Consider the following 24,548-nt stretch of genomic DNA (forward strand, 5'->3'; position numbering starts at 1 on the left):
TCAATCGCCTAATCCCGTATCTGATAGTGGTAGCCAAGCCATTGCTTGAATTTTTTGACCACATGCAAGCTATGGCGAAGCAGGTCTCTGTCTGCTCGCTCCATCAATTTGACGTTAATCTTGTTGCTACTGTGCTGCTGAGAAAGTCTTTGGGCTAAGCGCCACTTAAAGAACTGTTTGAGTGCTTCACTAAGGTTATCGGCGGTACTTTGCTCAAGCACTTTCTTACAGACCAACTGTTCAATGCGTTCGAAGGTGTTGTTTACCGTGACACCATGCTCAAGACAGAGTGCCCTCACACCATGCACGATAGGGAAAATACCGCCTTGTTTGATATCGAGCCCTGACTTGGATTGTTTAACATTGCCAAACAGGGTGAGGGGTACTGAGAAGTTCAGAGCCGGTCGGCAGAATTCAGTCAGAATCAATTCTTGTCCGAGCATCAAATCACTTAGGTGCTGCTTTACGGGTTTTAATAACTCTCTATTACCCGCAACGGCGTGTGCATCCGCCATGATCGCGATATCCATCACGGTATCTGGCGTGGCTTTTTTTACCCAACGGGTGAGGGTTTGTTTCCACTCTTGTTCTGAATGCACCCATTTGGGGTTGTTGACCATCACGTTGCCCGGACAGAGTGGATAGCCCAATTGCTGCAATGTATGAGTGAGGTCGTTCATGGCGCTCTGGCATTGGTGCCACTCCAAGCCATCTTGAATTATTAGCGCGTTGTCTTGATCGGTTTTGAGGATTTGTTCTCCACGGCCTTCGGAACCCAACACGATGAGGCAGCAATGATTATGCAGTGCGGGTGGGATAACCAACTCAAACGCTTTCTCTATGATCTGTTCATTAACGGCTGAAATTAGCTCCATGATGAAGCGCGTGCGAATGCCGTTATTGAGTAGGCTTTCGACCAGTTGACGTTGTTTGTTGGAGGCTAATGCGAGCTCTTCAATGCTGGTGGATCGCGCAATACGCAAAGTGAGCACGTGAGAGTGAGTGGAGAATGCACTGAGGATTTGTGTCATATCCACCATGCCGACAGCATTTAGACCGTCACAAACCATCAACCTTTTTACCCGGTTTCTGGTCATGGTAATCATGGCATTAAATAAGAAATCCCCTTGGTTTACGTGCATCACCGGAAATGTTGCAATCTCGCCAACGGGCGTATCCTGTGGGAAGTTATCGAGCATTACAGCGTGCAATAAATTGGTTCGTGTGACGATCCCATACGGTAAGGAGCCTGAACCAAAATCTTTTATGCCTTTGTCGTCTAAATGCACCAGCGCCGAGTCTAAGCCTTGTTCTTTTAGGATTTGAGTCACTTGGTTGATGGGTTGCCCTGGCTCAAGAATCAGTGGTGGGTGATAGATAGAGCCATCCACTTTGGTCAATATAAACTCGGCAAGGTTTTGTTGCTGCTGAGCGGCCTCAATCAGAGTTTTCCGTGTCGACAGGTTACTATCAAAGTAGGCGGCAAATTGACCATTGGCGTGATAAAGATCGAGAAAAACATCGGTAGGCAGTAGGTAGCTTAAGGTGTCTTCGAGTGCGATATATTGATGTTTGGTGTGAGGTTCAAACTGGCTGCGCACATCAAAAATATCGTCATTGGCGTAATGTGCGTAAATCTCACCATCACTGCTCGCGCGCTCTTCAACGGCTCCTTTGATCAGGATGTGCAGGTGTCTGCTCGGCCTATCTGCTTCCAGTATCACTTCTTGAGAGCGGTAATACACCACGTCTAATGAAGAGCGAAGCTTCAATTGTTCCGTATCGGACAGGCTATCGAAGGGTGGGTGCTGCATATTAAATTTTTCAGGCATAAGCATCACAAGAAGTGGGAGTCTTTAATCAGTCTGACAAAATACCAGCGAAGCTCCAGACGACTTTAGTCTAAATGCAGACTAGATATCGATGAACGTGATATAGCTTGGTGATAAGTGATAAGTGATAAGTGATATCTAGGCTAATTAAATATAGGAATGCTATCCCAGTAATAATTCCCTTTTTCATCCTACTCTAGATAGGCATAATTGGAGCCGCCTTTTTCCGCACACTTTATAGGTTATTTATGTTTAGCCCCTCTCCTTACGGATGGATATCTCAGTATTTTCTTGGTTTCTTTTTTGCGTATGGTGTGTACTTGCCATTTTGGGCGTTGTGGTTTGAAGACCAAGGCGTTTCTGCAGGAGACATCGGTGTATTGATTGGTATTGGTTTTGCGACTCGCTGTGTTGCTAACCTTGTGATTACGCCGCGCATCCATAACGTAGAGAATCTTTTGCCCGCTCTGCGCTGGTTGAGCTTCGCCTCATTGTTATTTGTTGGCTTCCACTTCTTCACTGGAGGCAGTTTTCTATTGATGCTGTTGGCAACAGTACTGTTTAACCTCTGTTGTGGGCCGGTTATCCCTCTTTCTGACGCAATGGCTAACCATTACAGTCGTCTTAAGATGCTTGACTATGGACGCACTCGTTTATGGGGTTCGATTGCTTTTATTGCAGGTTCAACCGTGGTGGGTTATTTAGTCGCACAGTTCGGCACTGATATGATTTTGTATACAGCGCTTGCTGGTGTGCTGTTGTCGTTAATGTTAGCGATGAGAAACCCTAACGTGATGCCAGTAACGCAATCTGAGAAACAAGCAGTGCGACCAAAATTAGGTGAGTTACTGCGTGAGTCGTCTGTGGTTAAATTTTTGGCCTTGATGGCGTTGCTGCAAGGTAGCCATGCGGCTTACTACAGTTTTAGTGCGATTTACTGGAAAGAAGCAGGTCACTCAGAAGCGATTATTGGTTATTTATGGAGCCTAGGTGTTGTTGCTGAGGTGGCTGTGTTTGCTCTCAGTAAGCGCTTATTCTCTGGCTGGTCAATGCGTACTCTGTTCGTGGTAGCTGCAATCGGTGTGATGGCTCGCTGGGGTATTACGGCATCAACAACGGCGATTTTCGCCTTAGTTATGGTGCAAATGCTGCATGGTGTAACGTTTGCTATGGCACACATCGCAGCCATTCAATACATTCAATCAGAAGAACAGAATAAAATGGTCGCGCTGCAAGCTCTGTATAACGCGATTCCATTGGGGGCTGTTATCGCACTAATGACGACCTTAAGTGGTTGGGGCTATGAGCTTTGGGGGGCAAACATCTTCTGGGGTATGGCCGCGATGGGGGCTCTTGCTCTGTTCATTAAGTTGGACGAGAGAAGTTCAGTGGTTGAGATTAATCAATCAGGTTCGGAACAATTAGAATCTAACAGCAAATGCTGATAATTAGAGTCTGAAGCACAGAATTTAAGCGATTCGATTGAGTTAATGACCCATCCTTAGTTAAATGAAACCTCTCCCTTATGGAGAGGTTTTTTTATGGATGAAAAAGGGTTTTTAATGCAAGGATGGATAGTAATTCCAGTCTCTTTAGCCTATTTGGGCGTGTTATTTCTGATCGCTTGGTATGGAGACAGGCAGGTTCGTTGGCTATCGCGTTGGCGCCCATGGATCTATAGTCTTTCGATTGCAGTGTATTGTACCTCTTGGACTTTCTATGGAACGGTCGGACAGGCGAGCAATAACCCATGGTCCTTTTTACCCATCTATCTCGCCCCCATTCTGGTCTTTACACTCGGGTGGCGGATCTTGGCGCGGTTGATCTTGATTGCAAAGCGTGAACACATCACTTCAATTGCCGATTTTATCGCGGCTCGTTATGGAAAATCTCAGGGCTTGGCTGTTGCCGTCACCGTGATTGCCGTGGTCGGTATTCTTCCTTATATCGCGCTGCAACTGCGTGGTATCACCATGGGGCTAGATATTGTTGCGCCAAACCTAGCGTCTGATTTCGGCTATCAGGATTATCACGTGTCTTGGTTTGTGGTCGGTGCTTTGGCCATTTTTACCATGCTGTTTGGTACTCGGCATATCGATAACACAGAGCATCACCGTGGCATGATGATGGCGGTGGCGTTTGAGTCAATTGTTAAGCTAGCGGCATTCCTGATTGTTGGCCTGTTTATTATCTACCTGGCGTTGAGCAGTGACAAAATTGACTTGTTTGATGTGGCGGCTTCCACCTACGAATCGCCTAATATTCCGACCTTAATTATTCATACCGTTTTGACCATGTTGGCGATTGTCTGTCTGCCGCGCCAATTCCACACCATGGTGGTTGAGAACGAACGTCCTCAAGACTTGCATACCGCTCGCTGGTTGTTTCCACTTTATCTGATTTTGATGGGCCTGTTTGTGCTGCCAATTGCTTGGGCAGGACAAGGGCTGCTCACCGACATGCCGGCTGATACTTACGTGATCAGTGTACCAATGGCAGAAGGTGCGAATCACATTGCTTTGTTAGCTTTCCTCGGAGGTACTTCGGCGGCGAGTGGCATGGTGATTGTCTCGACCATCGCATTAGCGATCATGGTATCGAATGATTTAGTGATGCCATTGCTGCTGCGCCGTATGCGCCTAACTCAAAGAACCCATCGACATTTTTCTGGCATGTTGCTGGTGATTCGGCGTGGGTTGATTTTACTGCTGTTACTTGGTGCTTGGCTGTTCTATCAAGCGCTCGATACCATTCACTCACTGTCGGCGATTGGCTTTCTTTCCTTTGCGGCGATTGCTCAATTCGCGCCAGCACTTATTGGTGGTTTGTACTGGCGTCCGGGCAACCGGAAGGGGGTTTATGTCGGCTTAATGGTGGGCTCGTTGATTTGGCTGATCACCCTGATGAGCCAAACCAGCATGCTGGCGGGCGATAGTGAAAGTAACCTTTTACTGTGGATTATTACGCCACCAGAGTTGCTCAGCAGTTGGGATATCAGCAGCTCGAACTGGGGCATTGTGCTGAGTATTGTGCTCAATACCTTGTGCTATGCCGTGGTTTCGATGACAACTCGCCCAAGCCTAAGTGAGCGCTTACAATCGGCTGCTTTTATTGGTACCCCATTACCAGAAAATGAGAATATCAGCCTCTATCAAAGCCGTGTGACTGTCGCTGAATTAGAGATGCTGGCGTCTCGTTTTGTGGGGCGTAAGCGTGCGAAAAGTGCCTTACAGAGTTATTGGCAACAGCACGGGCAGCCGCTACTTCCTAACCAACAAGCGCCCGCAAGCCTGATTCGACATGCAGAACGTGTGCTCGCTGGTGTATTCGGTGCATCTTCAGCTAAGTTAGTACTTACTTCGGCCTTGCAGGGCAGAAATATGCAGCTTGAGGAAGTTGCGACCATCGTTGATGAAGCCTCTGAATTGTACGATTTCAGTCGTGGTTTACTGCAAGGTGCGATTGAACATATTGGTCAAGGCATTGCAGTAATTGACAAACAAATGAGGCTGGTGGCGTGGAATCAACGTTACTTAGAACTGTTTGAGTTCCCTGCTGGCTTAATTCAGGTGGGTCGACCCATTTCAGATGTAATTCGTCACAATGCAGAGCAAGGTTTATGTGGCCCAGGCGACCCAGAAGATCACGTTCGACGCCGTGTTTATCACCTTGAGCAAGGCACGCGACACACCTCATCTCGTATTCGTCCGGATGGTCGAGTGATTGAGGTGCAAGGTAACCCAATGCCTAGTGGTGGCTTCGTCATGAGCTTTACCGACATCACGGTTTTCAGACAAGCAGAGCAAGCGCTAAAAGATGCTAATGAAAGCTTGGAATCGAGAGTCCATGAACGAACTCAAGAGCTCGAGAAGCTTAACCATCGCTTGGTAAAGGCGACGCAAATCTCTGACCAAGAATCACAATCTAAGAGTCGTTTTCTTGCGGCTGTTAGTCACGATTTGATGCAGCCATTAAATGCAGCTCGCTTGTTTGCTTCTTCGCTATCTGAGGTGGCAAAAGAGCAAGAGGAGAAGCAGCTTTCTTCTCATATCGAAAGTGCGTTGGGTGCGGCTGAAGATCTGATTGGCGACCTGCTTGATATCTCGCGATTGGAGTCAGGAAAATTAGAAACCAACATTCACGCGATTGCCGTGCATGATGTGCTGACCAATTTGAATGCCGAATTTAGTGCTTTAGCAACGCAGCAGAAGATCCAATTTCAGATGATCCCATCGTCACTGTTTATTCACTCTGACCCTAAGTTATTAAGACGAGTGATTCAGAACTTTTTAACGAATGCGTTTCGCTATAACCCTGAAGGAAAAGTGGTACTCGGTGCGAGACGAGTCAATGGTCAAGTACGCATTGATGTGTGGGATAACGGAACCGGTATCGATGAAGACAAGCAACAAGAGATATTCGAAGAGTTTACGCGAGGTAGTCAAGTTCGTGCCGATCAGGGGTTGGGATTAGGGTTGGCGATTTCGAAAGGGATTGCTCATGTGCTTGGTCATCAAATCTCGATGCGTTCATGGCCGGGAGAAGGCAGCGTCTTTTCCATCACCTTAGCGAGAGCAGAGCAAGTGGCTCCGGTTGTGCAAGCTTCTACGCCAATGGCGACCAGTGATATCGAGCACTTGAAAATACTGTGTGTCGATAATGAGCGAGAAATTTTGGTCGGTATGGAGAACTTGATAGGGCGATGGGGCTGTGAAGTTAAGACCGCCGTCGACTTAGTCGAAAGTTTGAAGTGTCTCGATGATGATTGGCAGCCGGATGTGATTTTCTCTGATTACCGTTTAGATAATGGCAGAACGGGGCTCGAAGTATTGCAGCAGTGTCGTTTGCGCCTTGGGGACTCTTTTGAAGGGGTCATCATCAGTGCTGATAGAACCGATGACATGCTGGCAGCGATAAAAGCCAATAGCTTCAGCTTTATCGCTAAACCCGTCAAGCCGCTAAAACTCAGAGCGGTCTTAAATCGGGTGAGTTAGTTTAATTAACTCTTAGATATTAAAAAGGCCTCAGCTGAGGCCTTTTTCGATCTGTTCGCTCGGTTATGGATGACCGATTTACTTTAACCCGCAATACCGCCTTGAGTGAGTGTAGTTGGGTCAAGCAGTTTGCTGAGCTCTTCTCGGCTAAGATCGGTTTCTCTTTCTGCGACATCCAGAATTGGTAGGCCTTCTTTATAGGCTTTCTTGGCAATATCAGCCGCCTTCAAGTAGCCAATCACAGGGTTAAGTGCGGTCACCAGAATTGGATTCTTTGACAGTGCCAAATCGAGGTTGTCTTGGCGTACCATGAAGGTAGAAATTGCTTTATCAGCCAGTGCGACTGAACTGTTTGCTAACAACTCAATGCTTTCTAATACGTTATGAGCAATAACGGGCAGCATCACATTCAATTGGAAGTTACCCGATTGGCCTGCAATCGTAATGGTGGTGTCATTACCTATTACTTGAGCCGCCGCCATGGCTGCAGCTTCTGGAATTACAGGGTTTACCTTGCCAGGCATGATAGACGAGCCCGGTTGTAGAGCCTGCAACTCAATTTCCCCTAAGCCAGCCAACGGCCCTGAATTCATCCAGCGAAGATCGTTTGAGATCTTCATGATCGAAACTGCTGCAGTTTTGAGCTGGCCTGACAGCGCAACGATCGCGTCTTGGCTGCTGAGGTTAAAAAAGAAGTTTTCACTCGAGGTAAAACTGATCTTTGTCGATTGAGACAGGTTACTTGCAAACTTATCGGCAAAGCGTGGGTCGGCATTGATCCCCGTACCAACCGCTGTGCCACCTTGAGCAAGCGCCTTGACTGCTGGCAAGCTGCTTTCTATCGCTTGCTTGGCATGTTCAATCTGAAATTTCCAACCACCAAGCTCTTGAGCAAAGGTAATCGGCATTGCATCCATTAGATGGGTACGGCCAGTTTTGACTACCTCAGCAAGTTCATGCTGTTTTACGGTAAGCGCCGCAGAAAGGTGGGTAAGTGCAGGTAGTAGCTTATTTTCTGCCATCAAAGCGACACTGACTTGAATTGCTGTTGGCACGACATCGTTACTGCTTTGCCCCATGTTTACGTGATCATTCGGGTTCACGTCTCTTTGCAGGCTTCTTGAAGCGAGTGTCGCAATCACTTCGTTAGCATTCATGTTAGAGCTGGTGCCAGAGCCCGTCTGATAGACATCAATAGGGAATTGCTCGAGGTGTTTACCATCGATGATCTCTTGGCTGGCTTCGGCTATCGCGTTGGCAATATCACCTTCCAGTAAACCTAGCTGAGCATTAGTATCGGCGGCGGCCAGCTTAATTAACGCCAGTGCTTGAATGAAGCTGGTTGGCATCTTGTGTGAACTAAACGCGAAGTTATCCGCGGCACGTTGAGTTTGTGCTTGGTATAGCGCATCGGCAGGAACTTTCACTTCGCCCATGCTGTCTTTTTCTATCCGAAATTGTAGGGTCATGTTCTATCCTTGTTAGCCAAGTGGGGCTTGGACTTGTTGTAGTGTTTGGCTGAGATTCAAAAAACGCGCTTGGCCTTGTGGTTGCTGGCAGTAGTGGCGTTTCAAATAAAATAGTGGTGAGTGAATAGAGTCTAGGCAGATATGACGAAAGGTGAAACTGCGCTCTGGAGACTCAATCGCTTCAATTAAATGGAAGAAAACTTGGCGCAGATACAGCTCGCACAACAAGATGTTTTCTTGGGCGGCATGCTTTTCATAATAAGCCGAAAGCGTGAGTGCGCACTCGATATACTCTCGAATCACAAACGGCTCATGGCCTTGAACTTGTTCTAATGAAGCAAAGCGATCCTGTGCTTTGTAAAACCTCGAATAAAGAACCTGCTGCTCTTTCATCATCTGCATCTCACCAATGAGTGTTAATGATAATCATTATCAAATGAGATTTTAAAAACAACCCTTTGTTTCTCTTTTTATAAAGTGAGTAGGAAAAGAAAAAGCCGATACATGAAGTATCGGCTTTCTGGAGTCAGTACCTAATCCCTACAATGTAAGTACTGATTCATTTTTGCTAAACATCTTTGTTTCGTGGTAGTGCTTAGTGGTCGTGAGCTTCACCAGCACCTTTCGGGTAACGAATGTTCTCAACCATCTCTTGTACATCTTCAGGAACTTCAGTGGTCACTTTGTTCACTGCAATTGATACTACGAAGTTTAGACACATACCTAGCGTACCGATGCCTTCTGGGCTGATACCAAACCACCAGTTTTCCGGTGTGCTTGCTGCTGGGTTAATGAACTTGAAGTAGATGATGTAGCTTGCTGTGAAGGCAATACCTGACAACATACCTGCAATTGCGCCTTCCTTATTCATCTTCTTGTAGAAGATACCTAGGATGATGGCTGGGAAGAAGGATGCTGCGGCTAAGCCGAAGGCAAACGCTACTACCTGTGCTACAAAGCCTGGTGGGTTAATACCCAAGTAACCTGCACCTACAATCGCGATCATGGCAGCTAAACGAGCGGCTAACAGCTCCTGCTTGTCGGTCATGTTTGGTCTGAAGCCTTTCTTCAACAAGTCATGTGAAATCGACGTTGAGATTACCAATAGTAGACCCGCGGCTGTTGATAGTGCGGCTGCTAGGCCACCGGCTGCAAGTAGTGCTACAACCCAGTTTGGTAGTTTTGCTAGCTCTGGAGAAGCCAGTACGATGATGTCACGGTTAATCTTCATCTCGTTGCGCTCATCGCCCGAGTAGAACATTTTGCCATCGCCGTTCTTATCTTCCCAACCAACTAGGCCAGTGCTTTCCCAGTTTTTGTACCAGCTTGGTGCTTCTGCTGCTGCGACACCTTGCATGTCTGGGCCGTTAATCGTTTCGATCATGTTTACACGAGCGAAGGCTGCAACGCCTGGTGCTGTTGTGTATAGCAATGAGATGAACAGTAGTGCCCAACCCGCTGAGATACGAGCATCACGTACTTTTGGTACCGTGAAGAAACGAATGATTACGTGTGGAAGACCGGCAGTACCTACCATTAGAGCTGCACAGATGAAGAATACATCTACCATGCTCTTGTTACCTTCGGTATAGGCGGTAAATCCGAGCTCTTCGGTTAGTCCATCCAGTTTATCAAGTAGGTATACATCTGTACCTGATAGCGTAGAGCCCATACCAACTTGTGGAAGTGGGTTACCTGTCATCATGATTGAGGTAAAGATTGCTGGAACAAGGAAGGCGAAAATGAGGACACAGAATTGAGCTACCTGCGTATAAGTGATGCCTTTCATACCACCAAGCACTGCGTAGAAGAACACAATACCCATACCAATGATGATGCCTAGGTTAATATCAACTTCTAGGAAACGAGAGAATACAACGCCAACACCACGCATTTGGCCTGCAACGTACGTGAACGATACGAAGATTGCACAGAATACCGCTACCATACGTGCTGTTTTCGAGTAGTAACGTTCACCGATGAAATCAGGAACCGTAAACTGACCGAACTTACGTAGGTAAGGTGCTAAACATAGCGCAAGCAGTACATAACCACCTGTCCAACCCATTAGGTAAACCGCACCGTCGTAACCAACGAATGAGATGATACCTGCCATTGAGATGAATGATGCTGCCGACATCCAGTCAGCGGCTGTTGCCATGCCGTTTGCTACTGGGTGTACACCGCCGCCAGCAACGTAGAATTCACTAGTTGTTCCAGCGCGAGCCCAGATTGCGATGCCGATATAGACTGCGAAAGTAATACCGACGAGAATAAACGTCCAAGTTTGAATATCCATGTTCTAGCCTCTAGTCTTCCTGTACGTTGTATTTTTTGTCCAGCTTATTCATGCGAACAACGTAAATAAATATCAACGCCACGAAGGTATAAATTGAACCTTGTTGAGCGAACCAAAAACCTAGCTTAAATCCGCCAAATTGAATGGTATTTAGGACATCCACAAATAAGATGCCAGCGCCGTAAGACACCACAAACCATATTGCGAGTAGTGTTCCCATTATTCCCAAGTTTTCCTTCCAGTAGGCTTGAGCATGTTCCGTAGATTCGAACGCCATTGCCTTCTCCTTTATTCCGTTTTCGTAGAAACCGTTTTTGTGAAACCGTTTTGTAAAATAGCGTGTTAACGTAATGTTACGATTTAGAATGTAGCAAGGATAAGTCAAGGGATCTGTGCAACTTTAGTCGGGATGGTATTAGCGCTAATGTACTGAAATATGGGAGCTAGGAGACATAACCATAGAAAAATGTGATGTTACAGTATTGTTAAATTAGCCAAAGGTCTAACAAAGAGGGATGAATTAGAGTGCGAGTCATAAAATTTAACAACTAAATGACCGAGAAACTGTATTTAGCCCTGCTTATGACACGAAGCGAAACATAAGTTTGTTATAGTAACTACGGCACTTTCACCGACCGTGCCTTGCTAAACGGCAAAAGATCAACAGGCTTAAAGCTCGGATTTTATTCTTTGGGGGAACGAATTGGACGCAATAACCATTAACCACTTATTCTTGACTGGTGCCGTACTCATCGCCATCAGCGTACTTTTCTCACAAGTGTCCTCTCGATTGGGCGTTCCGATTCTTTTGATCTTTTTGTTCGTTGGTATGTTAGCGGGTGAAGATGGACCCGGTAATATTCATTTCGATGATTACTCACTGACCTACTTGGTGAGTAACCTTGCGCTTGCCGTGATTCTGTTGGATGGCGGTATGCGAACCAAGGTGGCGAGCTTCAAGGTCGCTTTCTGGCCTTCGCTCTCGCTGGCGACGATAGGTGTCGCATGTACAGCAACCTTAACCGGATTAATGGCGGCTTGGCTGTTTGACTTGTCATTAATGCAGGGCATCTTGGTCGGGGCGATTGTTGGTTCAACCGATGCGGCAGCGGTATTCTCTTTGCTGAAAGGACAGAGTCTCAATGAGCGTGTGGGTTCAACTCTAGAGATCGAATCAGGCACTAACGACCCAATGGCGGTCTTCCTGACGGTGACTTTAATTGCGCTGTTAGGCAACCCTGACGCTGAGATGGGAATGAACTTCCTACTGCAAAGTTTTGCGATGCAGTTTGGTATCGGTACTCTTGTTGGTATTGGCGGCGGCTGGGTTCTATGGAGCTTAATCAATCGAGTACAACTGGCTGATGGCCTTTACTCCATTCTGGTACTCAGTGGGGGCGTGGCTCTGTTTGCGTTCTCTAACATGCTTGGCGGTAGTGGCATCTTATCGATTTACCTCGTAGGTCTGTTCATTGGTAATCGTCCGACGCGTTCTCGACACTCTATCCTTAATGTTCTTGATGGCATGACGTGGCTAAGTCAGATCGTGATGTTCTTGGTGTTGGGTTTATTGGTGACGCCATCGACATTGATGGACATTGCACTTCCTGCGTTAGCATTGGCTTTCGGTATGATCTTGTTTGCTCGCCCATTGTCTGTTTGGTTGGGTTTACTGCCGTTCAGAAGCTTTACCACCAAAGAACGTTGGTTTGTTTCTTGGGTAGGTTTACGTGGCGCTGTGCCGATCATTTTGGCTGTGTTCCCGATGATGGCTGGTCTGCCTAATGCCCAACTTTACTTCAACATCGCCTTCTTCGTGGTTATGGTTTCGCTGATTGTTCAGGGCGGTAGCTTGATGAAAGTTGCGAGGTTGGCTCAGGTGACCTTGCCACCGACACCGACGCCGATTTCTCGTACCGGCATGGAGATTTATCCGACCAGTGAGTGGGAGATGTTTGTCTACAAGCTGAAAGAGGAAAAGTGGTGTGTTGGTGAACCGCTTAAACGTTTGTCTATGCCAGAAGGGACGCGAATTACGGCACTGTTTAGAAAAGATGCTTTGCTTCACCCATCGGGTAGCACCGTGTTAGAGGCGAACGATATTCTCTGTGTGCTTGGTCAAGATAAAGACCTAGATAGCTTAAGTGCGCTATTCAGTGAGGCTCCTCTAGCTGAAGAGGCCGCTCGATTCTTTGGTGATTTCTTCCTGGATGTCGAACTATCGATTGCAGCGGTCAGTGATTGTTATGGTATCGAACTGGGCTCGGAAGAAGAGCGAGAAATGACGCTAAAACAATTGGCAGAGCGAGAGCTTGGTGCACACCCTGTATTGGGTGATAGCTTTATGTGGCATGACATTACTTGGGTGGTCGCAGAGATAGATGATCATAAAGTCGTCAGGTTGGGTTTATGTTTGCCAAAGACGACTTTAGAAGAGGATATCAGTGAAGTTTAGTTGTGGACTTCTTGTAGCAAGATAACCGCCTGAGTTCGGTTTTTCACATCCAGTTTACGGAAGATGGCTGTCATATGTGCTTTGATAGTCGCTTCCGAAACATTCAATTCATACGCGATTTGCTTGTTCAGCAGGCCGTCTGAAAGCATCCCTAACACCTTGTATTGCTGGGGCGTCAGTGTGGAAAGCTTTTCCGCAAGGTCGCTACAGGCTGCATTATTGGTAATAAGCCCTTCAGGAAAGAACGGGTCGCCATTCAGCACTTGATTGAGTGCACTCACCAATTCACGCATATCACTCGACTTAGGAATGAAGCCAAACGCACCGTGGCTCTTCACTTGAGTGACAACGCTGGCATCCTCGCTGGCTGAGATCACCACAATCGGTAAATCTGGATATTCAGCACGCAGTTGAATTAAGCCCGACATCCCGTTTGCTCCCGGCATTTTAAGGTCGAGAAGTAACAGGTCCGGTTCATCTTCTTTTTTTAGTAGAGTCAGTAAGGCATCGAGAGAATCAGCCTCAAGCAGGTTCGCACCGCTGATAGCCATATGAACTGACTGAAACAGGGCGTTGCGAAAGAGAGGGTGGTCATCAGCAATGATGATGGTATAGGTCGAGTCCATGACGTTCATACTTTTAACAATTTAGTTAATATTTATTATCATCCTGATTGAGTATGTGGACAATATTTATGCATTAAAAGTCTGAACCATATCGACTTTTATCCCCAGAATAAGAAAGTGTTACTCTGAATAGTAAAAAAGCCGCACTGCCATCTCGTTACGGAGGGGCGGTGCGGCTTTCGTTTAGGCGGATATTCCGGTGAATATTGCCGTTATAGCTGGTGGTTTTGCATATGTTTCAAGAATACATCGGCAGGCATAAAGCCCGTCACACGAGCATTTGGAACATGGTTACCCTCGCCATCCCAGAACTCAATGGTTGGTAAGCCGAGTACCTGTAATTGTTTAAGCAGTTCAATATCTTGAGGCATGTTTCTCGTTACGTCAGCCTGAAGCAGGACGAAATCAGAAAGCTTGTTCTCAACATCGGCTTGGTGGAAGGTGTACTTCTCAAACTCTTTACATGCCACACACCAATCGGCGTAGAAATCGAGCATCACTGGCTTGCCGAGTTTCTTGGCTTCGATGAGCTGGATTTCTAACTCTTCAACCGTGTTGACGCGGGAAAATTGGATTTGTTGTTCAACCACAACGCTCTTTTCTGCGAACCAGTAATTTAGCGCAGGTTGAGCTGATGCGAACAGGCCAAGCATCGCGATGATACCTACAGCGCTCTGTTTCCAACCACCGAATGGCAGTGCATTCTTGCTGTGGTAAAGCCAACCAAAGGCGATGAACCCAAGACCAGACCAAAGTACCGTTGCCCACAATTCAGGAATAATTCGCTCTAGCAGGAAGATAGGCGCTGCCAGCAAGATAAAGCCGAATACGATCTTCACCTTGTCCATCCAGCTACCTGCTTTTGGTAGTAGCTTATTACCAAACACCGCAACCAAAATCAGCGGAATACCCATACCCATCGCTAACGCATAAAGAGCGATCGCTCCGGTTAATAGGTCGCCACTTTGAGCCACATACAGTAACGCGCCTGACAGTGGCGCTGTGGTACAAGGTGAACACACCAAACCAGAGATAGCACCCATTGCGAACACGCCCAAGGTATTGCCACCTTGTTGCTTGTTACTTTGGTTGTTAAGCCAAGTTTGGATGCTGCTTGGTAGTTGTAGGTTATAAACGCCGAACATCGACATCGCCAACGTCACGAACAGAACACTCAGCGCGATTAATACGTAAGGGTGTTGCATCGCAGCTTGGAACTGCATGCCTGCTGAAGCAACCACTAAACCCAATAAGGTGTAGGTCAGCGCCATGCCTTGCACGTAGATGAAGGACAGCATCAGCGCACGACCTTGGCTGAGCTTGCCGCCGCCTAATACGATACCGGTTAGGATTGGGTACATAGGCAGAACACACGGCGTAAAGGCTAAGCCAACACCGAGAGCTAAGAATAATAGTGGCGTCCACCAACTGTCACCGAGCTTATCGGCTAAGCCTGCTTCTTTTGAAACGGGAGCATTGGTTTGTTGAGTGGTATTGCTTGCTGCGTCAGCGGTAGGAGAAAAGGCTTGTACTGAATTGTCAGCTTCACCAGCTGCATCAGAAGAACCTTGTAAAGCACCACTGTTTTGCTCATCACTGCTTTTCATATCCCCAGAACTCGTCGCAGTAAACGGTTCAATGTCGATTACTCGGATCTCTGGTGGGTAACAGAAACCAGCATCTGCACAGCCTTGATACTTAACGATAAGCTGTGAGCCATCTTGGTAACTCTGTAGAGGAACTTGCACGAATAATGGCTGAGTATAGATGCTCACCTCACCGAAGAATTCATCTTGGTGTGGTTGGCCATTTTCCATTTCAACATTGCCGATAGTGAGATTTTGGCCAGTGAACGAGAGGCTATGTTGATAGAGGTAGTAGCCCTCTTTTACTTGCCAGTCGAGAAGGACCTTGCCGTCTTGCTGGTAGTAATTGAAAGGGAAAGCTTGGTCTACAGGGACAAAACCGTTGTTATTGCCTCCGAAGCTTGGCTCGGCGTTGTCGTTTCCAAAAAGCGCCCACGCAGGCTGGGTGAACAGGGAAACACAAACAAAAAGTAATGTGGCAAGTCGTCGCATACTATTTAGTCATCAAAATGGAGTTGAAGGTATCTTAACTCAATCAGACCGTAATAGTTTGTGATTAGTTTCATCGGTAAACAAATATCCCCTAAGGCGGGTGAGCTATTTTCTGGGGCAGTCGAGAGAGTGTCAGTCGCTCAACATGAGTTGTCAGCTTTTGCCAATAAGACATTTAAGCCACTCCTAAGCGTGCTCTTACTACTTGTTCGCAAGCATCTATATTCGTGGTGTCTTTCGGAATAATTAACACCGTGTCATTGCCGCCAACCGTACCGATAATCTCGGTATGTGGGTCGATATCAACCAATCTTGCGACCAACTGTGCGCAACCAGGGTTTGTTTTTACGATCACCATTGCTTGGTTGTGAGTAATTAATTCGATTTGTGATGAGATTGACGCATCGACACGTACCGGTGCGCTTTCTACGGTGATGCAGTAAACCTTTTTGCCACAGGCGTTCTGGATTTTGACAACACCGAGTTGTGACAAAATACGAGACACAGTCGACTGGCTAATGCCTGTATAACCAATGTCGACGAGTTTCTCTCGCAGCTGGTTCTGGGTCGAGAAGCTTTGCTGTTGTAGTAAGCGTTTGCACGCTGCAGTCAGTGTTTTATCTTCAGCTGAATACAAGCAACCGTGCTCAGTGATTTGGTTCATGAACAACTCCTTAAAGCCAACGTGTGGGTATCGCTTGTCCATAGCGCAGAACGCACTCCCAAAGCCGTAGAGTACGATTGTTAATTAGGGCTTACCGATGAATCCCGAAATAAATAGGAAGGGTATGCGTGATGTATGATCTTCTATTCATCCAGTCTACCACTAAAGAATAGTTATCTTTTTGAAGGCGATCACCAAACAAAATTCTGGTTATTTGCTTTTTTTGTGGAATTTTATTCTTTGGGTAAGTGGATATTTATTCCGGGTTGGGAATAAATATCCATGCAGTTTGAGCGGTTTCTTTTACGAAGGTAAGAGCGCTAAGGGCTAGCGGATTTCACTCATGATCTCGCGAGAGAATACTTTTTCACAATAGTGACATTTTAGTTGGACGTTTTCGTGTTTTAGCTGCACTTTAAAGCTACTTTCAACGGGTTCACCGTGCGAAATACAGTTGCTATTCGGGCAAGAGTACACACTGTTGATTTGGTCTGGCAGTACTAATGTTAGCTTATTAACCACCTTGTACTCTTCAATCTGATTTACCGTCGCTTGCGGCGCATACAGAGCCAATTGGTTGGCTTGTTCCTTGGTCAGAAAGATGTTCTCAATCTTTATCAGATCTTTGTGACCAAGCGCAGATGATGGCAGATTCAATCCCATGGTGATGCGTTGTTCTGTTTTGTGTAGCTTAAACAGTTTAAGGATTTTGATACCAAGATGAGCAGGGATGTGGTCAATCACGCTGCCGTTACGGATTGCTTCTACTTGTAGCTGAGTTTGTTTAACCATGACTGTTTCTCCTGCTTATAAAGTGTCGTTAAGAACTAGGGCCAATAGGGCTTCGCGAGCGTATACACCGTTTTCAGCTTGTTCAAAGTAATAAGCGTGTGGCGTTTTATCTACGTCGGTTGTGATTTCATCGACGCGTGGTAATGGGTGAAGCACCTTCATGTTCTGGCGTGCATCTTTCAAGGTATCGGCCGTTAGAATGTAAGCCGACTTCATGTGCGCGTATTCCGATGCATCGAAGCGCTCTTTCTGTACGCGAGTCATGTACAGGACATCCAGTTCAGGCACTACTTCTTCAATGCTGCTGTGGGTGCTGTATTGGATGCCCATCTCTTCCAATTCTTCACAGATGTAATCAGGCATCGCTAACACTTCTGGCGCGATAAAGAAGAAACGCACGTTATTGAATTTTGATAGTGCTTGCGTCAAAGAGTGTACGGTACGGCCATATTTTAGGTCGCCGACGAAAGCCACATTGAGGTTATCGAGCGTGCCTTGCGTTTCGTAAATCGAGAACAGATCCAATAAGGTTTGCGTTGGGTGTTGGTTTGCACCGTCGCCACCATTCACAATTGGCACACCGTTAGAAAATTCAGACGCTAAGCGCGCCGCGCCTTCTTGTGGGTGACGCATCACAAAGGCATCCACGTAAGATGAAATCACTTGAACGGAATCGGCAAGTGTTTCGCCTTTTTTCGCCAGCGATGTGTTGCCGCCATTATCAAAGCCGATGACTGTGCCGCCAAGGCGTTGAACTGCGGTTTCAAATGAGAGGCGAGTTCGAGTTGAAGGCTCAAAGAAGCAGCTCGCAACGACTTTATTTTTCAGCAGCTCAGGGTTTGGTTCTGCTTTGAGTCTTGCTGCAGTATCGACGATAAGCTCCAGTTCATCACGAGATAGCTCTGGAATGGAGATGATGTGCTTGTTAAATAACGAATGCGCCATAACGGGTCTTCCTTTTTCTATGCATACAGTCAAATTGCGGACAAAAAAAAGCCCCCTAAAAATAGGAGGCTTCGAAATGATCAATAGAGCAAAATAAAAATGACACCAACGCCGTTCTAAGGCGTATTGGCTGACAATCATGTGCGAAAAAATTGCGGTTCATTTTTTGCTCTCTTAAGACAAATTGCGGAGGATTATACTCAGATAAAAAGGCCATGCAATACTTTCTGTAAAGTATTCATTTAATGGATTTTTATGCGAGATTACGTCCATTTTGAACTCCCATTTAAGTCTTTGTTGGGGCTAAGACTTACAGGGTTTTCCAGGAAATTATCTCTTCAACCGCATGAAAAAAAATGCGAGTTTTATTCAAGGTCAAAATCCCAAGAACGCCACCCGCATTTCCCTGTCATTGCACTTAACTTATCAACGTATTTCGAACAAGTGAGTGCCTAGCTTCTTAATTTTTAACGTCTTAACTGTTTAGTTTCTTAGTTTCTTAGTTTCTTAGTTTCTTAGGTAATTAGCTGCCTAATGTCGCAACCATTACTGCTTTGATGGTGTGCATGCGGTTTTCTGCTTCATCGAACACGATAGAGTATTCAGACTCAACCACTTCATCCGTCACTTCTACGCCATCTTTAAGCTGCGGATATTCAGCAGCAAGCTGTTTGCCGACAGTTGTATCTTCGCCGTGGAAAGCAGGTAGGCAGTGCATGAATTTCACATGTGGGTTGCCTGTTGCTTTGATCATGTCCATGTTGACTTGGTAAGGCATCATTAGGTTGATACGCTCAGCCCATGCTTCTTTCGCTTCGCCCATTGATACCCAAACGTCGGTATATAGGAAGTCACAACCTTGCACGCCTTCTTGAACATCTTCTGTTAGCGTGATTTTGCCGCCAGTGTGTTCTGCGATTTCACGACATTGAGCTAATAGCGCTTCTTCTGGCCAGAATTGTTTTGGAGCAACAAGGCGAATGTCCATGCCCATTTTAGCAGCACCAACCATCAGAGAGTTGCCCATGTTGTTGCGAGCATCACCTAGGTAAGCAAACTTGATTTCATGCAATTGCTTGCCACGGCCGTATTCCGTCATAGTTAGGAAGTCAGCTAGGATTTGTGTTGGGTGGAATTCGTCAGTCAGGCCATTCCACACAGGAACGCCAGCGTAAGCGCCTAGCTCTTCAACGATTTCTTGACCAAAGCCGCGGTATTCGATGCCATCGTACATACGGCCTAGAACGCGAGCGGTGTCTTTCATTGATTCTTTGTGGCCAATTTGAGAGCCAGATGGGCCTAAGTAAGAAACTCGAGCACCTTGGTCGAATGCTGCTACTTCGAATGCACAGCGAGTACGAGTTGAGGTTTTTTCAAAGATAAGCGCAATGTTTTTGCCAGTCAGTGTTGGCTGTTCGTAACCGTTGTACTTCGCTTTTTTTAGCTCCATAGAAAGATCTAACAAGTGTTGAATTTCGCGTGGAGTGAAATCTAGTAGTTTTAGGAAGTTACGATTGCGTAGGTTAAAAGCCATGATGTATTCCTTCTTAGATTTAGGCGCTTCCTTGTTACAGGGAAATAAAATTCAAGAAAGCGCGATTCAATTTTTAGTTAAAGTTGTTCGGTTTTGTTTGTTTCGTTTAATCTGTTTTCGCAAGCTTTAAAAGCTCTCAAGGTTTAAGGCTCTCAAGATGATAAAGCTCGCTAGTGCATTAACCTTTGGTGATATTGGTGCCCGCTTGGCCTTGCAGGATTTGCAAACCATCTTCGAGTGCGCCGATACCCACTACTTTGCCGCCTTGCTGAATGAACTCGCACGATGCTTCAATTTTTGGCCCCATTGAGCCTGCATCAAATGTAAACTTCGCCAATTCACTTGGTGTAGTACTGCGCAGTGCGTGTTGAGTCGGTTTGCCCCAATCAAGATAAACAGCGTCAGCATCGGTCAGAATAAGTAGTGCATCCGCATCCAATTGTTTCGCCAAGAAAGCCGCTGACATGTCTTTGTCGATAACCGCTTCAACGCCGACTAATTTGCCATTTTCTTTTTTCACTGGGATGCCACCACCGCCAGTACAAATTACGAGGTGACCTGCATCGATAAGTTGAGTGATCGCTTCGTGTTCAACAATGCCAGTAGGGCGTGGGCTTGGCACTACTCGACGGAAATGTTGACCGTCTGGTTTTACGATCCAGTGGAATTTCTCCGCTAACTCACGCGCTTCTGCTTCTTCGTAGATCGGGCCAATTGGCTTAGTTGGATCTGCGAATGCAGGATCGTTTGGATCAACGGTCATTTGCGTCAACATGCATGAGATGTTGCGGTCAGGCAGGTAGTTTTTGAACTCTTGCATCAGCATGTAGCCGATCATGCCTTGAGTCTCACTGCCCAATACATCCAATGGATACGGGTTTACTTTTTTGTACTCCAAACCTTGCAGAGCAAGTAAGCCAACTTGTGGACCATTACCGTGCACTAGAACCACGTTGTACACTTTCGCGATTTCAGAGATGGTTTTAACAGCCGTTTCAATATTACGGCGTTGAACATCGGCTTCTAACGGCTCACCGCGACGAAGTAGGGCATTACCGCCGAGTGCAACAACAACAGTTTGCTTAGTCATAATTGTGTTCTCTCATTTTGGCCAAGTTGAGATTATTTAAGGTCGTTCAACTTGGCCGTTTCGTCTTAGTGATTAGATACCATCACGCTCAATTGGGCAGCTCATGCAGCGTGCACCACCGCGACCGCGACCAAGTTCGTCTCCTGGAATCGGAAGAACCGTGATGCCTGCTTTGTCGTATTTTTCGTTGGTGTATGTGTTGCCTTCGTAGCCAATAACAACGCCAGGTTTAACCGTTAGAACGTTGTTTGCATCGTTCCACTGCTCACGTTCTGCATGGAAGTTGTCGCCACCCGTTGTGATTAGGTTTAGCTTGTCTACGCCAAGTGCTTTCTCGATAGCTGTTACGAAGTAGCCTTCTTCTTTCACTTTCACTGCGCCTGACTCATCGCCAGTTAGGTTCCAGCACTGCACGTCTTTACTTACCACTTCAGGGTAAACAGAGAACGTATCTTCGTTCATGTGAGTCATCACGGTGTCTAAGTGCATGCAAGAACGGTGTTTTGGTAGCTGCATTGCGATAACTTGTGTCGCTTGACCGTGTTTGAATAGGCTAGACGCTAAGTGTTCAACACCTTGTGCTGTTGTACGCTCAGACATACCGATAAGAACCGCGCCACGGCCGAGAACAAGAACGTCACCACCTTCGATTGTTGAGTTGTCGTAGTTGATGTTTTCTTCATCACCGAAGTATTTAATGAAGTCTTCGCCTGCGAATGTTGGGTGCCAGCGGTAAATAGCGCGAACGTGGTTTGTTTCACGTTGACGAGCAGGTTTCGCCATCGGGTTGATAGATACGCCACCGTATACCCAGCAAGATGTGTCACGAGTAAATAGGTGGTTTGGTAGAGGTTCGATAATGAAGTCAGTTGGTGCGTGCATGCCTTGCATCATTGAAGATGATTTCATTGGCATTTCAGCGTAAGACAGACCGCCCGTTAGGATTTTTGCTAGCTCTAAGTTTGGTAAGTCGCCCAAGTAGCAGCGCACATCATTAGCGAATGTTTTACCCAAACGGTAATCAGATACCTGGCAGCTTAGTAGCCAGTCTTTCGCTTCTGGCACTGCTAGTGTGTCTGCTAGTAGGTCAGTAAGAAGAAGAACTTCAACACCCTGATCACGTAGCGTTTTAGTAAATGCGTCATGCTCTTTACCTGCGCGCTCAACAGCCAGTACGTCATCAAATAGTAAATCGTGACAGTTAGAGGGTGTTAGGTGAGTCAGTGCGCGTCTTGGGCGGTGAACTAGAACACGGCGCAATTGACCTATTTCAGAACCTACATAGAACTTACTCATGATCGTCTCTCTCTTATATATTTGAATTACTTTTATCGCTAAGAGTAATTATTTATTTTCAGTGGAGAATAATGAATTATTTTATTCATATCTCTTGTCTGGAATTAATATTACGCCTGCTACTCAGGTATTCTTAGAGATCTATCACAAATCGTTTTTTATCCCGCAGCCCTTTAAAATTAAGGGTTTTAACAAACTTTATGCACTTTTAGTCATGACGATTACATTCTAAATAGTTAGCTGTTAGGGAACTTTATGCACGCTTTTTTGATGAACCTTCCTAGAATCAAAATTGTTAGGGATTATATGCATAATAGTTTTATTGATAAGAATGTACTTAGCTTGGAAGTATGCAAAGTTTCTATTTAGATATTTAATTTTGGATGTGAAATTAATTATTTATTAACAAAATAAATGCGAATAAAGCTGTTGTGGTCACACTTTATAATTGGTTTTTTTAAGCCAGTTTTCTAAAAAAATAGCTTTTATTTCCCCTTTGGTTATTACAAGGTGAATAACTTTAAATATAATTAACGTTAATAAATGACTAAATATCTTTATAAACATAATGGAGAGGAATGGATTGTTTTTTATTAGCCTTAACATCAATGTTAAAACGTTGATTTACGCTTTGTCGAAGGTGTCCTTGGGTTGTTTAAGGTTGGCTGATGAGGTTGGCTATAGAGAGGCTTAAAATAGAGTGTGTGCAGCTCGTGAGGTTGTTTTGGGACTGGCTCTGAGGGAGATAGCAATAAAAAAGCCGCTAAGAAAGCGGCTTTGAACGAGAAGGTGGTGTGTAGGTTTTAGATAAGCGCACCAATACTTAGTACAACGATGCAGAACACCATCAAGATTCCGATTAATGGCATCACCCATTTAACCCAGCGCACGTAAGGGACACGAGCAATCGCCAAGCCGCCCATTACCACTGCAGAGGTTGGAGTGATTAAGTTGACCAAGCCAGATGCAGATTGGTAAGCGGTGATAACAAGGTCACGACCTACGCCAGCAAAATCGGCTAATGGCGCCATGATTGGCATAGTCAGCACTGCTAGACCAGAGGTCGAAGGTACTAAGAATGACAGTAGAATTTCTAAGAAGAACATCACGTTAATGAAGACAACTGAAGAAAGGCCAGTCACCATTTGTTCTGCTGAGAAAAGAATAGTGTCGGTGATCATACCGCGGTCCATTACGACTACGATACCACGTGCGATACCTATGATAAGCGCAACGCCCAGTAGGTCTCGAGCACCGTCAATGAAGCTAGTTGTGAACTCTTCCTCGCTCATGCGAGACACAATACCGACAATAATAGTCGCTGCTAAGAACATCGCGGAGATCTCTGCCATCCACCATCCAGCAACGGATACACCGTAAATCATGACAGCGAAAGAGCCACCAAAAATGGCCAGGATCAGTTTGCGAGTCGCGGTGAACTCCAGTTTTTCACCACTTGCGTTGCCAAGGAAGTGCGCTTTGTTCTCTTCGTATTTGTCGTAAACAATCGATGTTGTTGGATCGGCTTGTACCATTCTTGCGTAGTGCATGACGTAGGCGACACAGATACCCCAACCAATAATCAGCATTCCAATACGCAGCGCGATACCGTCGGTAAATGGAATACCAGAGGCGTTGGCAGCAATAACGGTCGCGAATGGGTTAATGGTAGAGCCTAGCACCCCAATGCCCGCGCCAAGCAATACCGTCGCAGCCGCAACTAGAGGGTCAAAGCGAGCTGCCATCATTACTGGTACTAGTAATGTATAGAATGGCAGTGATTCTTCCGCCATGCCGTAGACGGTACCGCCAGCGGCAAACAATGCCATCAGTATCGGTATCATCAACTCTTCTCGCCCCTCTAAGCGGGCGGTAACGCGCTCGATGCCAGCATCAATGGCACCCGTTTTGGTTACTAGCCCTAAGAAGCCACCAATGATTAAGATGAACAGCGAAACGTCGATAGCCGCGGCTTCATAGCTATTGTGGTCGTAGAAGCCATCAATAGGCGCTAGCAGTACATCAATCACGCCTTGAGGGTTACCTTCTACCGCTTGATAGGTTCCGGTTACGGGTACTTCTCGGCCTAGCTCTTCATTCATTGCACGGTCGTATTGGCCTGCTGGAACAATCCAGGTAAGCAGCGCGACGAACGCAATCAGAATAAATAGAATGGTGTAGGCAGAAGGAAATTTAAAGTTGGCAAAGAAGCCGCCCTTTTTTTTCTCGCTTGGTATCGTTTGAGTTGTCATGGCTATCTCCTTACATCATCTTAAATAGAAGTGATGTGAATTAGCGACTAATGATTTATAGATTGTAAATACACGGACACTTATAAAGCACTCAACGATATAAAGTTGCTGACTTTAAATTAAGGTTGTTTTTATATTTACCAATCCAAATAAAGTTAGATTTAATTTAGCTGCGGTTATTTTATTCCTTACGTAAGTATTTAAGTTTGGTGCTGTTCACAA

17 protein-coding genes are annotated in these 24,548 nt (G+C 46.0%); 3 read left to right on the forward strand and 14 right to left on the reverse strand.

Annotated features, from left to right (window positions below):
* Positions 1 to 8 precede the first annotated feature (8 nt).
* Positions 9 to 1,838, reverse strand: a complete 1,830-nt coding sequence (locus ACED53_RS14120) for a DUF294 nucleotidyltransferase-like domain-containing protein (protein WP_017101055.1) — start codon at positions 1,836 to 1,838, stop codon at positions 9 to 11.
* Positions 1,839 to 2,080: 242 nt separating this feature from the next.
* On the opposite strand from ACED53_RS14120, the gene ACED53_RS14125 reads away from it, so the two are divergent.
* A complete protein-coding gene (locus ACED53_RS14125; protein ID WP_017101054.1) occupies positions 2,081 to 3,277 on the forward strand; it encodes a 3-phenylpropionate MFS transporter in 1,197 nt (398 codons plus the stop codon).
* 117 nt (positions 3,278 to 3,394) lie between these two features.
* On the forward strand, positions 3,395 to 6,826 hold the full coding sequence (locus ACED53_RS14130) for a PAS domain-containing hybrid sensor histidine kinase/response regulator (protein ID WP_032499250.1): 3,432 nt from the start codon (positions 3,395 to 3,397) through the stop codon (positions 6,824 to 6,826).
* 83 nt (positions 6,827 to 6,909) lie between these two features.
* Here ACED53_RS14130 and ACED53_RS14135 read toward each other — a convergent pair whose 3' ends face one another.
* The 4 genes from ACED53_RS14135 to ACED53_RS14150 all read right to left on the reverse strand — a co-directional run bounded on the left by ACED53_RS14135 (position 6,910) and on the right by ACED53_RS14150 (position 10,871).
* Entirely contained in the window at positions 6,910 to 8,295 is a 1,386-nt protein-coding gene (locus ACED53_RS14135) for a lyase family protein (protein WP_017101052.1), read from the reverse strand.
* Positions 8,296 to 8,307: 12 nt separating this feature from the next.
* The gene (locus ACED53_RS14140) at positions 8,308 to 8,691 is read right to left on the reverse strand and encodes a hypothetical protein (protein ID WP_017101051.1); all 384 of its coding nucleotides are present in this window, start codon (positions 8,689 to 8,691) and stop codon (positions 8,308 to 8,310) included.
* A gap of 199 nt (positions 8,692 to 8,890) precedes the next feature.
* Entirely contained in the window at positions 8,891 to 10,594 is a 1,704-nt protein-coding gene (locus tag ACED53_RS14145) for a sodium:solute symporter family protein (RefSeq protein ID WP_017101050.1), read from the reverse strand.
* A 10-nt stretch (positions 10,595 to 10,604) separates the two neighbouring features.
* On the reverse strand, positions 10,605 to 10,871 hold the full coding sequence (locus ACED53_RS14150) for a DUF4212 domain-containing protein (RefSeq protein ID WP_004729726.1): 267 nt from the start codon (positions 10,869 to 10,871) through the stop codon (positions 10,605 to 10,607).
* Between the two features lie 426 nt (positions 10,872 to 11,297).
* Here ACED53_RS14150 and ACED53_RS14155 point away from each other — a divergent pair, with 426 nt between their 5' ends.
* Positions 11,298 to 13,049 carry a potassium/proton antiporter gene (locus ACED53_RS14155; protein ID WP_017101049.1) on the forward strand — a complete coding sequence of 584 codons (1,752 nt, stop codon included), beginning with the start codon at positions 11,298 to 11,300 and terminating at the stop codon, positions 13,047 to 13,049.
* Here the strand turns inward: ACED53_RS14155 and ACED53_RS14160 are convergent.
* The 9 genes from ACED53_RS14160 to ACED53_RS14200 form a co-directional block, all read right to left on the reverse strand.
* Positions 13,046 to 13,675 carry a response regulator transcription factor gene (locus tag ACED53_RS14160; RefSeq protein WP_012604978.1) on the reverse strand — a complete coding sequence of 210 codons (630 nt, stop codon included), beginning with the start codon at positions 13,673 to 13,675 and terminating at the stop codon, positions 13,046 to 13,048. The two genes, ACED53_RS14155 and ACED53_RS14160, sit on opposite strands and share 4 nt — an antisense overlap.
* Before the next feature lie 212 nt (positions 13,676 to 13,887).
* Complete coding sequence (locus ACED53_RS14165) at positions 13,888 to 15,753, reverse strand: protein-disulfide reductase DsbD (protein ID WP_017101328.1); 1,866 nt, start codon at positions 15,751 to 15,753, stop codon at positions 13,888 to 13,890.
* A gap of 175 nt (positions 15,754 to 15,928) precedes the next feature.
* Positions 15,929 to 16,417, reverse strand: a complete 489-nt coding sequence (locus tag ACED53_RS14170) for an arginine repressor (protein ID WP_009844705.1) — start codon at positions 16,415 to 16,417, stop codon at positions 15,929 to 15,931.
* A gap of 327 nt (positions 16,418 to 16,744) precedes the next feature.
* Complete coding sequence (gene pyrI / locus ACED53_RS14175; RefSeq protein ID WP_009844706.1) at positions 16,745 to 17,209, reverse strand: aspartate carbamoyltransferase regulatory subunit; 465 nt, start codon at positions 17,207 to 17,209, stop codon at positions 16,745 to 16,747.
* A gap of 15 nt (positions 17,210 to 17,224) precedes the next feature.
* A complete protein-coding gene (pyrB, locus tag ACED53_RS14180) occupies positions 17,225 to 18,154 on the reverse strand; it encodes an aspartate carbamoyltransferase (protein ID WP_004729720.1) in 930 nt (309 codons plus the stop codon).
* 523 nt (positions 18,155 to 18,677) lie between these two features.
* The gene (locus tag ACED53_RS14185; protein ID WP_017101329.1) at positions 18,678 to 19,688 is read right to left on the reverse strand and encodes an ornithine carbamoyltransferase; all 1,011 of its coding nucleotides are present in this window, start codon (positions 19,686 to 19,688) and stop codon (positions 18,678 to 18,680) included.
* Positions 19,689 to 19,866: 178 nt separating this feature from the next.
* Positions 19,867 to 20,778, reverse strand: a complete 912-nt coding sequence (gene arcC / locus ACED53_RS14190) for a carbamate kinase (protein ID WP_009844708.1) — start codon at positions 20,776 to 20,778, stop codon at positions 19,867 to 19,869.
* 72 nt (positions 20,779 to 20,850) lie between these two features.
* On the reverse strand, positions 20,851 to 22,074 hold the full coding sequence (gene arcA / locus ACED53_RS14195; RefSeq protein WP_009844709.1) for an arginine deiminase: 1,224 nt from the start codon (positions 22,072 to 22,074) through the stop codon (positions 20,851 to 20,853).
* A gap of 803 nt (positions 22,075 to 22,877) precedes the next feature.
* Entirely contained in the window at positions 22,878 to 24,326 is a 1,449-nt protein-coding gene (locus ACED53_RS14200) for a YfcC family protein (protein WP_017101330.1), read from the reverse strand.
* Between the last annotated feature and the right edge of the window lie 222 nt (positions 24,327 to 24,548).

This window comes from Vibrio sp. 1F169 (assembly GCF_041439605.1).
GTDB lineage: Bacteria > Pseudomonadota > Gammaproteobacteria > Enterobacterales > Vibrionaceae > Vibrio > Vibrio tasmaniensis_A.